Consider the following 14,702-nt stretch of genomic DNA (forward strand, 5'->3'; position numbering starts at 1 on the left):
CGAGCCCGGCCTCGCGCAGAGCGCGCCGCAGATCCTCGGGGTCGGCATCGGCCAGGGCGCGGGCTACCGCATCGCTGCGTTCGATCGACGGGCCGGCGGCGTAGATCGCCGAGATCTGCCGCCGGAAGCTGTCGAAAGCAGCACGCCTCGACGCCTGGACCGAGCGAGGCGAGTCCGGGGCGGGTTGCGTCGGTTCCGGCTGCGCATCGTCGGGATCACCGAGGTGGATCGGCGCCGGGGCAGCCGCCCGCGCGCGGGACTCATCGAGCTGCTGCCAGAACTCCGGTGGGAACGTCGACCTGCCGTCAGGTCGTCCGGGTGCCAAGTGTGATGAATTGCTTTGTGGCGCTTGTCGTTCGGTCGACTGTGCGATGTGATCCGAGGTCGATGCGACCGTGGCGCGGTGCTCGGCCTGGAGCCGGGCCAACTCTTCGAGTACGAAACCGGTGTCGGGGTTCAAGTATGCGACTTGCTGTTCCGCGTAATTGGCGCGGGCGGTAGGGGACATAGCGCGCCATCTCGCGGCCAGGGATGCGGACGGGCCGTGGGAGGCGATGCTCGTGCCGAACTCGGACGCAGCCGGGACCGGACCGCGATAGTCCGCCTGCACCAGGGCATTGCGCTGTTCGGCTTCCCGCAACACCTGAAAATACGGAATGTCTCGAAGCAGGGCTTGCAGGACGTAAGCGGGATGTGTGCGATCGGCCGGTGCGGTCCTGCCGAACGCATTGTTCGCCTCGGCCAGTGCTTCTGCCGGATTGAACACCGCGAGGTCACCCATTTTGGGCTCGTAAGTGCCCATTTCCGTTCCCCGCGACTCTTCGCCCGCAAGTCTTCGGTGGTATTCCTCTGCCTCCTTCAGCTTCTTCTTGCTGCTGCTGTACGAATCGAGCTGCCCCAGCCAATCGTCGAAATCGAGGTCCGGTGGCAGCATGCCGGCCTTTTTGAACTCGGCGAAATGCGTGTACAGGAATCCGAATGCTCGTGCCTCTTTGGAGTCTTCGTAGTCCTTCCCCTGGACGGCTCCGTCTCGTAGATGGGCGATCGGCTTTTCGTCGTAGAGCCCCTTCCGCGCGGCTCGATCCTGCAGATGACCCATCTCGTGACTGACGGCGTCGTATGCGGGATCGCCGGTCGGGGACATCAGGTGGCCTGCCTGCACCGCCTTCCGCATGGTGTTCCGGAATCTCTCCCGGTCACCGAAGAGGTTCTCGTTCAGGACCATGAAGGTCGGGGCGTCCTTTTCGATGCCTTCGGGGGTCCAGATACAGGCACCGGTATTGCCGACCATGGGGGCGACCAGTACCACGTCGAGCTTGATCTTCTGCCCTGCCGCGAAACCGTCGACTATCGCATTCCGGATCGACAGAGCCGTGTCGACGGAGATCCCCGGCTTGTCCAGTCCGAGCACCTCGATGTCGAACGTCTCGAACAACTGCCGGGCAATGGCCTGCTTGATTCTTCGATCGGCCTCGGCCGTCCTCGCGGAGTTCGCACGGTCGCGGTTCTCGGCCGAGGGTTTCCGTTGCCGGGCCGTCGAATCGGCCGCCCGTACTGCGATCTCCTGCGCGACCCACCCGAACAGGGCGACCTGAGCGTCGGTGAGGTCGTCGCCGCGGGATCTGGGATCGAGCGCTTCGTTGACGAGTCGGCGTACGGCGGGATTCAGATGATTAAGACTGTCGAGCCACGTGTTTCGCGCTCGGCTGAGCAGCCAGTCGCCGATGTCGACGCCCGGCGGGACTTGCCAGCCACCGGCTTCGGCGGCGCCGAGCGTGGCACGCGCGACGGCGTGCGCCAGGAGCTGGATCCGCGTGGGTGGGGTGCCGTGCTCCGCATCCTCGCCGAGTACGGCACACATGGCCTGGGCGGTGGCGGGGCCGAAATGGCGGTCCAAGGCGTGCGCGGCGGACCGGTCGCCCAGCTGCGCCCGCTGCAGTGTCTCGGTGCGGTCGCCGGGAGCCAGTTGGTCGAACGGGACGGTGGTACCCGCAGCGGCCGCGAGGACGGGCTGGGCGGTCGGCACCTGCGCAACCAACTGGGCGAGGGCTGCGGTGTGCGCGTCTTCGAGCCGGCGTCCTTGCTGCAGCACCGTCCCGGTGTCGGTGACGAGTTGACGCTGCGCCGGATCGAGTTGATTCAGGCTGGTGTTCAACAGATTTCGTGCGGTCTCGCGCACGTGGTCGGCGACGTCGGTGCCGATGGGGATCCCTTGCGACTCGACCTGATCGAATGTCGCGTCGCGGACGGCCTGCGCCACCGGCAGCAACGGTGCGGCCGCCTGTCCGCCGGGTGCGTCCAGCAGCTGCAGGAGGTGGCGGAGGGTGCTGTCGCCGTGCTCGTCACGCAGGTTGGGTGCGACCGGTGGGTTGCCGGAAGCCAGGTTGGACGCTGCCCCGGCGGCGAGGCCGGCGGCAGTGGGGACGGGGGTGCCGTTGTGGGTGGCGGCAGGGGCGTGCGGTGTGTGCGGGGTCGCATGTGGACCGGCCGCATGCGGAGCCGCGGTCCCCGCGGATCGGGGAGGGGGTTGCTGGGGTTGCTGGGTCGCGGTGCCATGGGCGTCCGTGGGTGGGGCATTGGCTTGGTTGGCGCTCGCGTACTTGGAGGCGAGCTGATTCTGCTCGACGGCGTCCTTCATCGCCGGGACGGCATGCTTCCACAGGTCGGACTCGGCGTTTCGCAGCGCCGTTGCGGTCTTGTCGAATTCGATGCGGGTGGCCTCGGTGTTGAGGGCTTCGTGCTGTTCCTGGGCGGCCCGGTGGGCCTTGACGGCTTCGGTGTACTGGACGATCTGCTGCGTGACGCCGTGGTCGGTGACCCGGCCCAGAAAGTCCTCGGGGGAGACGTAGTGCACCGCCGACCCCGGGGTGCCACCGTGCTCCCGGTCGTCGCCGGACCCGCCACGGGCGCCACGACCATCGACCTGGTCGTTCACCCGCTCGGAGTACGACGGCCCGCCGCTGACCTTGACGTCGACACCGCCGAGATCGATCACCTCCTGCGACGGTGTCGGGTCGGCGCCGCGGCCTCCGTCCTTGTTGGTGATATAGATGGTGCCCTTGTCCCCGAATTCCGCGATCTTCTGCCTGACCAGGGCCTCGGCGTCGGCATTGCTACCGCCGTGCTCGGCGTAGAATTCCGCATCGACCACCTCGAACTTCAGCTCGAATCCCTCGCCGTGTTCTTCCTTCGCCGCTGTGCGGAGCAGGTCGATCAGTCCGATCCGCCCGGCATCGGGATCGCCCCGGATTTCGCCGTTGTCCATGCACACGATCCACTGCGCTCGGCCCGTTTGCTCCCCGTCGACCACATGCGCATCCCGCACGATGTCACGGGCCAGCTGCGTGAGTTTAGAATGCGTATTCTCGTAGAATTTCGGCGGTTCCACGACCCGTTGCGACGTATAGAATGTCGGAAGCTCCGGCACCGGCCCCACGCCGTACAGGTCGTAGGTGATGCCCTCGACGCCCTTCATGGTCCCCGACAAACCAGACGGATCGAACAGCAATTTGCTGCCGATCAACTGCTGATCCGACATGCGCAGCGAATGTTCCTGATTCGCCCGGACCGGCAGTCCTTCCTTGAGGTCGACGAACTGACCGACGTCCTGCCAGCGCACCTCGGTCGACTTCGTCCTGTCCCACATCGCCTTGTCGTTGGTTTCGTGAGCGAGGATGCCGATCTTCGCGCCCTCGCCGTCGTCCGCCCTGGTGATGTAGTGCGTGCCCTTCTCCAGCCCCCAGCGGGCGTTGGCGGCATCGGCGTACAGCTTCAGCTCCGAGCCGGTGACCGGTCCACCCGCCACCTTCTCCAGCTTGGCGACCGCCGCCGGGGTCGTTTCCGCGGCCCACATTCCCCGGGTGTTCTCCGGCCTCTTGAAATCCGCTGCTGTCAAACCGTGTTCGCGCTCCGCGGTCGTCAGCCGATCCCAGATCCCCTGCAGTTCGGCGACCACCTCGGGTGTGGCCTCCTCCGCCGCCCCGGGGGAAAGTACGCATTCGGAATTGCCGTCGAAGATGGTGTCGAATTCGTCGACGGTGAGCTTGCCCGCTGGGAACGGGTCGTACCGGAGGTCCAGGCCGTGGTCGGATGCCGCGGTATCCAGCCTTTCCTTGATCAGATCGATCGACGGTTTCGTGTTGAGGAAGTCCCGCAGTGCCGTCACCTCCTGATGCGACATGCCACTGGCCGCGAGCTCGTTCATCATCGAATCCGCGACCTTCAACGCGCGGAACAGGTAGTCCTCCTTCGTGCCGACGACGATCCGGCTACGGCCGGGTACCGGATCCGGCAGCGGACCGTCCTGATCCATCCGGACCACATCGATCCCGGTATCCGACTCCGGCCGCGCCACGAACGCCTCGAACTCAGCGGCCAGCTCACCGGCGAGCAGGTCACTGCTGGTCCATGCATGTGCGGTGCCGTGATCGATGGCATCGACCAGCTTCTTCATCGTCATCACGATGGTCTTGCCCTCGCCGGTCTTCATATCGACCGGACCGTGCTTCAGCAGCAGAAACGCTGCAACCTGTGTCTCTCGCACCAGCCGATGCCGGTCGTCGCCCCGGCGAATCCACTCGGTCATCGCCGCGATGCGCTCCTCCATGGATCCCCGCACCATCGCGTCGATCAACGACTCCGGTGCGGCGTTCGCCATCGGGCTCGTACCGTCGGCCGTGCTGCCCGGCTCTCGCAACGCCCCGTTGGCGCGACCGGCATCCAAGGCCGCGCGAACTCGCTCCTGCGCAACGATGTCGAACACAGCGTTGCGATCGGTGAGCACCCCAGCCTCGTAGTCGTTCATCAGTGAAACGCCCGCGTTGTCCACGATCTCCACCAGGTCGCGGGCTCTCGCGCGCGCGGCGGCGTCATGCCCGGCCACCGCCGCGTCGTACGCATCGCGGCACTCGGCCAACTTCGTCCGAGCTTGCCGGAGCTGTTCCTGAGCCGCGCGCGCGGCTTCGACGGCCACTCGATCCTCCGTCGTGCCCCGCCCGAAGAGATCGCGCATCTTGTCGCCGAGGCCGAGGCCGAGGCGGGTGGCCCGCTCATGCTCCTCCGCCACCCGTACGGCCTTCTCCTGCCGCTTCAGCGCGGCATGCGCGGCCTGCTCGCGCTCGGCCGCCGCTTCGACACGCTGCCGGTGGTGTTCGCGCACGAGCTCGTTCTGCTGCCGCTCTGCCGCAATACGCTGCTCTACTTCGGCTCTCGCCTTCGCACGTGCGTCCGCGGCGGGGTCTTCATGGCGAGCGGCGGTCGGTGCGTCCGAGTCATCCTGCGCGCGAGAATGTTCGGGTTTTGACTTGGGGGTTGGTGTGTCCGCGTCGTCGGCGGTATCAGATTTCGTCTTCGCTTGTTGCTCGCTCGCACCATCGTCGCCGGCACGTCCGCCGGGGGCATCGTCCCCTCTGGGGTCGGACCCGTCGGGTTTCGGCCGCGACGCTTGCTCAGCGTCGTCGGGATGAGCCTTGGCCTGTTGCTCATTCGCGCCACCGTCGGCCGTGCGGCCGTGCTCCGATTGCGGTTCGCCTGCCGCACGCGGCGTGTTCCGGTTGCCATTCTCGGTGGCGTGAGTCGTCGTCGATCCGGGTGGTGCCGAGCCGTCCTCGGCCGGCCCGCGCGCTCCTTCGACCGGTTCGACGGCCGGAGGGCGCTCCGCGGCAGCATTCTTCGGGGCCGACACACGTGGCGGCCGATTGCCTCCGGCAGCAGCGGGCGAACCACCGGCAGCGGGTGTGCCGGGCTGGACGCCTGCGGCCGGTCGTGCCGGGCCGCCCGATGGCTGCACGGTCTGCCGCTGCTGCCCGGCCGCGTCCGCGAACCTGTCCCCGCCGGGGGTGCGCGGGCCGGAATCACCGCGCTGTGGAGCGGGTGACGGGTCGGTGGTGAGCGTCATGCTCGGGGACACGTCGTGGTCCGATGACAGTCCTTCGGCCGAATCCTTGTGCGCCGCCGCCGGTACCAGCTCGGACACGACCGGTTCGGGCTCGGTGACCACGTCGGAAGCCCGTTGTGCCCCTTGGCCCTCGGTCGCCGACGCGGTCGTGCTCTGTTGCGCCGATGCGTCGTGCGGGCCGGCCGTGACCACTCGCGGACCGGATTCCTCCGCCGACGCGGTCGTGCTCTGCTGCGCCGATGCGTCGTGCGGGTCGGCCGTGACGGGTCGCGGACCGGATTCCTCGTCCGCTGCGACACCTCGTTGCCGAACCGATGACGACGGCCCGGCCGCCGGATCGTCGCCTCGGGCATCCGCGGCGGCGCGGCCTCGCCCGGCCGGCCCCTCGCCCGCCGTGTCCCGGCCGCCGGGATGCGGTCGGGCCGTGGCGGCGGCGTTGTCCGGCACCGCGGCATGCTCCGGAGTGGAATAGGTTGCCGCCGAGGGCTTTTCGGAGGCGACCTGGTTGCCGTGAGCCGGCCCGGGCGCGACATCTGCCGGTCGAGCACTGCCTTCGCCGGTATCCGTGGGATGTGGCCGCACCGAGTGGTCGGGCCCGGCTGCAGGGTGATCATGTTCGGTGATCTGTCGTGCTGTGCCCGCGTTCTCGGCGGTGCTGTGATCCGAGTCGTGCGGTGCTGGAGGCAGTTCCCCGTCGACAGGAGCTTCAGCGGCGCCGACGGTTTCGGAATCCGGTCGTGCGGCAGGAGCGTTCCGTGACCCGGGCGCCTCCGCCGATGTCGGATCCGTCCCGATGCTCGGCACGCCGACCGGGTTGACGGTGGACGCGATGGCGGCTGCGGGGAAGGTGACGGTCTTGACGGGATTGACGTTGTCGATCAGGGCGCCGGGCATGCCTGCGGGTGGTTCCCAGTCCATGCTGTTGTTCGGCACGGAGAACGGCTGCTCCGGAGGCGGCTTGTGCCCTTTCGGCGGCGATACATCAAGTGGTTGATTGCCTCCATCAGCTTTCGGCGTTGTCCCTGCGGGAGCTGCGGGGGCCGGATCCGCGGGTGTGGCAACGGCGTCGGAGGGGGGCTTGACGGACTTGACCGGGTTGAGGTTGTCGGGCGACACATTCGGCAGATTCGGGGGCTGCCAGTCGGCATTGTTCAATGCGAGGGTGGGACGGGCCGGGGCGTCCGCGGTTGCCCCGGTTTGGCGCAGCAGCGCGACAAGATTGTCGATCTGTTGTTGCTGATGGGTGGGGGAGGGGTTGTTCGGATCGAAGTCAGCGGTGACGATGCCATGCGAGCGCAGTGCGTCGACGAGCGAACCAGGCGACGCTTCGGCGGTGGTGACATCCGGTGCGGCAGCGGGTTGGGCAGTCGGGTCGGGAAGTGGTGCCCGGCTGCGCATCCCCTGTGCGGCAAAGGCTGCCGCGCCGATGAATCCGCTACCCATACCGGGGATCAGGCCCTCGGTGAAGGCCTTGCGGCTGAACGGCTGGTCCGACAGCGCAAGCGAGACGGCGGTGCCGCCGAGAGCGCCGACGGCTCCGGCTCCGGCTCCGACCATGGTGGTGCCGGCGAGCTGCAGGGCTACCCTTCCCGCGGTGCTGTTGGCGTTTGCGCCGATGGTGGCGACCTTCGGCCCTGCCCAGAGTCCGAACAGCATGCCGAAAAGGCCACCGACACCGCCGGCGGCCGTCGCCACGCCGACCGACTTCCAATCCATCTGTTCGCGGTCGCCCTTGGCAACCTGAATCGCCTGGGCACCGGCTTGGGTGCCGCCGCCCAGTGCTACCCCGATCATGACTCCGTTGCGCAGCAGCACCATCGAGCCGCGTTCCGCGGCCAGTTCCGCACCGCGTCCGGACAGGAATGCCACGAACCTCATCCACGCGCGCTGCGCCGCGGTTCGGGTCGCCATCTGTGCTATGGCGGCCTGGATCGGACCACCGGCCGCGAACATCAATGCGCACCGGGCCAGCTGGATGGCCAGGATCACGGCCATGCTGATGATGACCATCTTCTGCAGCTCGGTGGCGTTGGCGCTCTCGTAGAGCTGCCTGGCGAGGCTGTCGCAATTGGTGGCCTGCTGTCGGAAGCGATCGGCCGTGCGCTGGTGCTTGTCGGCGATCGCGGCGACGGTTTCGCCGTGTGAGCCCTCGGGCGGCTTTGCCTTGGCTTCGTGATATTCAGCCTGCTCACGACACCATTCGGCCTTATCCGACCAGGCATCGGCGGCACGTCGTTCCGCGTCCTCGTCGCCCAGAGGGAAGTGCCCGGCGACGCACATCACTGCGGCCGGGGGGAGCCAGTCCGGCAAACGCAGCGTCATGGGTGCTCGCGTTCGTCGATGCGTATCCGGCGAGCGGCTCTGGGAACGCTACCGCTGCCGGCATCGCACGGTCGCGCCCGAATCCCATGCCCTTCCGCCGGCGGGAAGTTCCTCTCAGGTCGTCGGCAGGTATGCAGCATCGTCTGCACTACACGGCCCGGTACTATCCCGGGGAACCTTTGCTGTCCCCGCGGAAGAAGGCGCGAATCTCGTTGAGGCTGGGGGCACCCGGGGAGATATCGGGCAGGTCGGGCAGGTCGTCGAAGTCGTCGTCGACGGGTGCGGCGAGGGCCTCGGCCTGCTGCTGCGCCCGGCTCGCCGCGGCTCGAGTGGCGTCCACGATCGCCCTGCTCAACTGCTCCGGTGCCTGGCGCATTGCCGCGGCCGTGAGGCGCAGGTCCGTCAGCACGCCGGCGGCGTCCACGGTCACCTCTACCGATTGATCGGGAGAACTTGCCTGCGTGCGAGCATTTTCCAGTTCTCGGAACACATCGGCGAGTCGGCCCTGCTGGCGTTCGAAGGAGTCGAGCAGATGGTCCAGCTGGTTGCGCATGCCGTTGTTGGCCGAGCGGAGGCCTTCGCGCTCCCATCGATCCATGCCACAACCTTCCGACTCGAAATCCTCGGCGGACGGCGACGACCGCGGACATCCGAACGTGCCCATAATGATGACCGACAGGTGGGTGGCAATTTTCACCGCTGGTGGGAAGGGAAGAACCAGACGCCGTTCGTCCCGGCGGCAACGGGTGTCATTGCCGGTCCGGCAACGCCGCACGCGACATCGCCACCAGCAGCCGACCCAGTACCTTCTGCGGGACGTTGGCTTCGTCCTCACTCGATTCGACCGCGGCGAATGCCTCGGCCAGCGCCCTGCCCGGAACGAACAGACCCTGCTCGAAACAGTTGTCGCCGAGCTGCGCCCGCCATCGCTTGTAGCCGGCGACCACCCGGCTCAGCGTCTCGCCTCGCGGGTCGTTGATCCGCACGTATTCGGTGATGAGCGCGCGTTGCGCCTCCCGGTGTGCCCGGAACCCGCCGGTGAGGTCGATCACGGCGCCGAGCTCCCGCAGGATCGCGGCATACATAGGTCGCCGTGGCGGATCGGATCGGGTCGTCGCCCGGGAACGGCCGGCCAACATCCGAGGATCGATCACAGCAGTGTGAGCCAGCACGATCCACGGCGCCACCTCCCCCGATTGCTTCGCCGTGCAGCGATTCTCGACGGCGGATAGCGAACCCGTCACATCCCGGATCTCGATTCCGCGCAGCACGGCCGGCATCCGCGGGAGGACGGAGTCGGCAGCATCGGCGATGTCCTGGACCGTTGCCGCGGCGATACCCGCCGCGTCGAATCCGACGATCTCGATGTTGTGCCGAGCGGCCATCTCCCGAGCGATCCGCATGGCCTCGGCATCGGTTGCTCGGCGCGCACGTACGCCTGCAGGTTTCGGGGCCCGCTTCTGCTCGGGACGTTTCGGAGCCGGCTCCGGTTTCTTGCCCGCGGGCGGGCGGTCCGGGCTGCGTGGAGGAGATACCCGAGGCGGGGTTTCGTTCGCCGGCGCGCCCGAGGGGCTCGGAGCCTTTGCCCAAGGGGTGCCCGACCCGTTCCGCGTCCACGGCGTATCCGCCGACGGCTTGCCAGAGTCGTTGCGGCCGCTCGGCATCGTCGGTGGACCCGCCTGCTTCCCCGTCGGTGTATTCGCCGGCCTTCCCTGTCGTTCTGCGCTGTTACCGGGCGTCGTCGGCGATCCGGTTTCGGCTGCCGGTGGTTGGTCGCCGGATTCGTCCTCGGGCGATTCGGTTTCCGGGGAATTGCTCGTCGAATCGTCCTGCTGTCCGGATTCCGGAGGTTGCTGTCCGGACTCCGCGGGCTGCTGGCCGGACGCTGCGGGCTGCTGGCCGGACGCTTCGGGTTGCTGGCCAGATGTCAGGGGTTGCTGTGTATCGATACTGCCGCGGTCGTTCGGGGCGTCCGGCTGCCGACGGGCGGAGTCTCCGTTCGCCGGGCGATCGGGCGTGCCCGGCAGCCGTGCGGAATCGTTTGTGTGGCTGAGGGGTTCGCTGGACGTCGCCTGCGGAATGGGTCCTGCCCACCGGTTCCGGCTCGGTGCGTTCGGGGACGGGATGCCATCCTCGGCCGAGTTTCGGATGTTCTGCCGCCCGTAGTGGTCCCCGTCCTCGAACGCATCGGCCGCATGCTTCATCGCGGAACTCATCGCCCGGATGTCCGCGACGAGGTCGTCGAACCCCTCCAACGTACGGTCGGCACCGGGCTTGTAGGTGTGTGCGAACGTCTCGCCGGCTTCGTCGTCACCCCAGAACTCACCTTCGTCGGCGAGTGCCGCCTTCAGTTCGTTCGCCACCCGTTCGGCATCTTCGGCCGCCTGCCGCAACTGCGCCGCCGATTCGCGCAGCTGGGCCGGGTCGACCGACAGTGATTCGGCCACGCAACCCCTTGGTCGATATCGAGACGGCCAGGCCGTCTTCGGCTGCCGAACGGGACGTCGCGCATCGGCGACCGCCACGCGCCAGGCCGGCCCGAGCCGAAGCATAAGCGACGTTCGCTGGTGTTCCCGTCTGCGGGAATGTGGCGGCCGCTTGCCTCGGCCGGTTCGAGAGCCGCGAGGTTGTAGCACTCCCTGAGGTGGGTGCTGCTGCGCTGGTGATCTACTGCTGACTGCTCTGCTGTGGGCGCGAATGGCGAAAGGCCGCCACCATCTTCGAGATGGCGGCGGCCTTCGTCGTTCGGTGCCTGGGGTCAGCGGGTGAAGAGCAAGGCTCGTTTGACTTCTTGGATGGCCTTGGTGACCTCGATGCCGCGGGGGCAGGCGTCGGTGCAGTTGAAGGTGGTGCGGCAGCGCCAGACGCCTTCGACGTCGTTGAGGATGTCGAGGCGTTCGCGGGCGCCTTCGTCGCGGCTGTCGAAGATGAAGCGGTGGGCGTTCACGATCGCGGCCGGGCCGAAGTAGCTGCCGTCGCTCCAGTACACGGGGCAGGAGGTGGTGCAGCAGGCGCACAGGATGCACTTGGTGGTGTCGTCGAACCGGGCGCGGTCGGCCTGGCTCTGGATGCGTTCGCGGGTGGGCTCGTTACCCGAGGTCATCAGGTAGGGCTTCACGGCGCGGAACGCGTCGAAGAACGGCTCCATGTTCACCACGAGGTCCTTCTCCACGGGCAGGCCGCGGATCGGCTCGACGGTGACGGTGATCGACTTGCCGCCTTTGGGCAGCATGTCCTTCATCAGCACCTTGCAGGCCAGCCGGTTGACGCCGTTGATTCGCATGGCATCCGAACCACAGACGCCGTGCGCGCAGGAACGCCGGAACGTGAGCGTGCCGTCCAGGTAGGACTTGATGTAGATCAGCACGTTCAGGAAGCGGTCGGTCGGCAGGACCGGCACCTGGAAGGACTCCCAGTGCGCGCCCTTGTCGTCCTCCGGGTTGAACCGAGCCACCTTGACGGTGATCATCACCGAGCCCTCGGGGACCGGAGCGGGCTTCTGCGAAGAGGGTGCTTCGGCAACAGCAGTCATCAGTACTTACGCTCCATCGGCTCGTAACGGGTCTGCACCACCGGCTTGAAGTCCAGGCGGATGTCCGACAGGAGATCCGAGCCCTCCTTGTAGGCCATCGTGTGACGCATGAAGTTCACGTCGTCGCGATCCGGGTAGTCCTCGCGAGCGTGGCCACCGCGCGATTCCTTCCGGTTGAGCGCGCCGACCACGGTGACCTCGGCCAGCTCGAGCAGGAAGCCGAGCTCGACGGCCTCGAGCAGGTCGCTGTTGTAGCGCTTGCCCTTGTCCTGCACGCTGATGCGCGCGTAGCGCTCTTTGAGCGCGTGGATGTCGGTGAGCGCCTGCTTGAGCGTGTCCTCGGTGCGGAACACCGAGGCGTTGTTGTCCATCGACCGCTGCAGCTCGGTGCGGATGTCGGCGACCCGCTCGTCGCCGTGCTCGCTGAGCAGCTGGGCCAGCCAGTCCTGCACCATCTGCGCCGGGTTCTCCGGCATCTCGACGAACTCGCTGCGCTGCGCGTACTCCGCGGCTGCGATGCCCGCGCGACGGCCGAACACGTTGATGTCCAGCAGCGAGTTGGTGCCGAGCCGGTTGGCGCCGTGCACCGAGACGCACGCGCACTCACCCGCCGCGTAGAGGCCGGGGACGACGTCGCTGTTGTTGCGCAGCACCTCGCCGCGGATGCGGGTCGGGATACCGCCCATCACGTAGTGACAGGTCGGGAACACCGGCACCAGTTCCTTCACCGGGTCCACACCCAGGTAGGTGCGGGAGAACTCGGTGATGTCGGGCAGCTTCTCCTCGAGCACGTCCTCGCCGAGGTGGGTCACGTCGATGTAGACGTAGTCCTTGTTCGGTCCCGCGCCGCGGCCCTCCAGCACCTCCAACACCATCGAGCGGGCGACGATGTCGCGCGGCGCGAGGTCCTTGATGGTGGGGGCGTAGCGCTCCATGAACCGCTCGCCGTCGGCATTGCGCAGGATGCCGCCCTCGCCGCGGACGGCCTCGGAGATCAGGATGCCGAGCCCGGCCAGACCTGTCGGGTGGAACTGATGGAACTCCATGTCCTCCAGCGGCAGGCCCTTGCGGAACACGATCGCCATGCCGTCGCCGGTCAGGGTGTGCGCGTTGGAGGTGGTCTTGTACATCCGGCCCGAGCCGCCGGTGGCGAACACGATCGACTTGGCGTGGAACACGTGCAGTTCGCCGGTGGCCAGCTCGTAGGCGACCACACCGGTCGCGACCGGGCCCCGGTCGCTGTCGGTCAGCACCAGGTCCAGCACGTAGAACTCGTTGAAGAACTCCACGTCGTGCTTGACGCAGTTCTGGTACAGCGTCTGCAGGATCATGTGACCGGTGCGGTCGGCGGCGTAGCACGCGCGGCGGACCGGGGCCTTGCCGTGGTCGCGGGTGTGCCCGCCGAAGCGCCGCTGGTCGATCTTGCCCTCGGGCGTCCGGTTGAACGGCAGGCCCATCTTCTCCAGGTCGAGCACCGCGTCGATGGCCTCTTTGGCCATGATCTCCGCGGCGTCCTGGTCGACCAGGTAGTCACCACCCTTGACGGTGTCGAAGGTGTGCCATTCCCAGTTGTCCTCTTCGACGTTGGCCAGCGCGGCGCACATGCCGCCCTGGGCCGCGCCGGTGTGGCTGCGGGTCGGGTACAGCTTGGTCAGCACCGCCGTCCGAGCACGCGGGCCGGCCTCGATCGCGGCGCGCATGCCCGCGCCGCCCGCGCCGACGATGACGACGTCGTAGCGGTGCTCCTGGACAGGACGAGTTTCACCAGTCCCAATGGTTCGTTCGCTGCGCTCACTCATGCGAGGGGGCCTGTTCCTAACTGATGTTGGGGTCGAAGGTGAAGATGACGTAGGTGCCCACGCCCATGATCAGGATCATCGAGATGGCCAGCAGGGACTTCAGCCAGAACCGGGTCGAGTCCTTGCGGGAGTAGTCGTCGATGACGGTGCGCAGGCCGTTGCCGCCGTGCAACTGTGCCAGCCACAGCATGGTCAGGTCCCAGAACTGCCAGAACGGGCTGGACCAGCGACCGGCGACGAAGGCGAAATTGAGCCGCTTCACGCCGCCGTCGAGCAGCAGCATGATCGCCATGTGCCCGAGCACCAGCACGATCAGCAGCAGGCCGGAGAACCGCATGAACAGCCAGGCGTACTTCTCGAAGTTGTTGTTCGAGCGTGCGCGCGGCGAGCGTGGCAGATCCAGGCTGGCCGGACGGTCATAAGACTTACCGATGACAGGTGCGCTCATGCCTCCACCTCGCTGGCGCTCGGTTCCGGCATGACCGCACTGGCGGCTGTGTTCATTGGGCGCTCGCTTCGCTCGCTCATTGTCAGTGCTCCGTGAACAGGTAGAAGAACTGGCGCCCGATCGCCGGAACGGCCAGCAGGAACCAGATCGCGAGGATGATCCAGAGCATCAGGCGCTGGTACTTCGGGCCCTTGGACCAGAAGTCCACCAGGATCACGCGGACGCCGTTGAGCGCGTGGAACAGGACGACGACGACCAGGCCCATCTCCATCAACGCCACGATGGGCGTCTTGTAGGTCTCGATCGCTTCGTTGTAGGTGTCCGGGCTCACGCGCACCAGGGCGGTGTCCAGTACATGAACGAAGAGGAAGAAGAAGATGGTGACCCCGGTGATCCGGTGCAGCGCCCACGACCACATTCCGGGGTCGCCTCGGTACAGCGTCTTCCGCTTCGGCTGGGCCGGAGCTTCAATCGTGGTCATAGAGTGCGGTGCCTCCAACGTCGTTGATGGACCCGGTCGCAGGTCCGACGCCGACGGCGTGGCGGGCGAATGCCCAGGTGGCTGTACTCCGGCCCGTCGCAGGAACCTGAACCGATCTGTTCTGGACTCTAATCCTCCAGCAATCCCGGAACTAATTCGGCGTACCGTGCGTTGCGCGACAGTCGATCGGGTTAGGCTTACCTTTCTTGATGTATGCGGGGTTC

General features: G+C 67.2%; 7 protein-coding genes (1 of these 7 only partly in view). All 7 read right to left on the minus strand.

The window, feature by feature from the left end:
- A protein-coding gene (locus NA8_RS18085) for a LuxR C-terminal-related transcriptional regulator (RefSeq protein ID WP_063051565.1) crosses the window boundary here: on the minus strand, positions 1–8,218 show its 5' portion. It extends 22,091 nt beyond the left edge of the window; only the first 8,218 of its 30,309 coding nucleotides appear in the window; it begins with the start codon at positions 8,216–8,218; the stop codon falls past the left edge of the window.
- Between the two features lie 163 nt (positions 8,219–8,381).
- Positions 8,382–8,816, minus strand: coding sequence for a YbaB/EbfC family nucleoid-associated protein (locus NA8_RS18090; protein WP_169810521.1), 435 nt, complete (start codon positions 8,814–8,816; stop codon positions 8,382–8,384).
- Between the two features lie 151 nt (positions 8,817–8,967).
- Positions 8,968–10,665, minus strand: coding sequence for a WXG100 family type VII secretion target (locus NA8_RS18095; RefSeq protein ID WP_063051567.1), 1,698 nt, complete (start codon positions 10,663–10,665; stop codon positions 8,968–8,970).
- Positions 10,666–10,976: 311 nt separating this feature from the next.
- On the minus strand, positions 10,977–11,750 hold the full coding sequence (locus NA8_RS18100; protein ID WP_063025311.1) for a succinate dehydrogenase iron-sulfur subunit: 774 nt from the start codon (positions 11,748–11,750) through the stop codon (positions 10,977–10,979).
- Positions 11,750–13,549, minus strand: coding sequence for a succinate dehydrogenase flavoprotein subunit (sdhA, locus tag NA8_RS18105; protein WP_063051568.1), 1,800 nt, complete (start codon positions 13,547–13,549; stop codon positions 11,750–11,752). Before sdhA ends, NA8_RS18100 begins: the two co-directional genes overlap by 1 nt.
- Before the next feature lie 16 nt (positions 13,550–13,565).
- On the minus strand, positions 13,566–13,997 hold the full coding sequence (locus NA8_RS18110; RefSeq protein WP_063051569.1) for a succinate dehydrogenase hydrophobic membrane anchor subunit: 432 nt from the start codon (positions 13,995–13,997) through the stop codon (positions 13,566–13,568).
- An 82-nt stretch (positions 13,998–14,079) separates the two neighbouring features.
- A complete protein-coding gene (gene sdhC, locus NA8_RS18115) occupies positions 14,080–14,478 on the minus strand; it encodes a succinate dehydrogenase, cytochrome b556 subunit (RefSeq protein ID WP_083863252.1) in 399 nt (132 codons plus the stop codon).
- Between the last annotated feature and the right edge of the window lie 224 nt (positions 14,479–14,702).

Origin of the sequence: Nocardia arthritidis NBRC 100137 (assembly GCF_001612765.1) — a bacterium.
Classification (GTDB): domain Bacteria; phylum Actinomycetota; class Actinomycetes; order Mycobacteriales; family Mycobacteriaceae; genus Nocardia; species Nocardia arthritidis.

Coding starts and splice junctions, on each gene's coding strand:
- NA8_RS18090 (WP_169810521.1), bottom strand. CDS start 8,816: ATGGATCGATGGGAGCGCGAAGGCCTCCGCTCGGCCAACAACGGCATG.
- NA8_RS18100 (WP_063025311.1), bottom strand. CDS start 11,750: ATGACTGCTGTTGCCGAAGCACCCTCTTCGCAGAAGCCCGCTCCGGTC.
- sdhA (WP_063051568.1), bottom strand. CDS start 13,549: ATGAGTGAGCGCAGCGAACGAACCATTGGGACTGGTGAAACTCGTCCT.
- NA8_RS18110 (WP_063051569.1), bottom strand. CDS start 13,997: ATGAGCGCACCTGTCATCGGTAAGTCTTATGACCGTCCGGCCAGCCTG.
- sdhC (WP_083863252.1), bottom strand. CDS start 14,478: ATGACCACGATTGAAGCTCCGGCCCAGCCGAAGCGGAAGACGCTGTAC.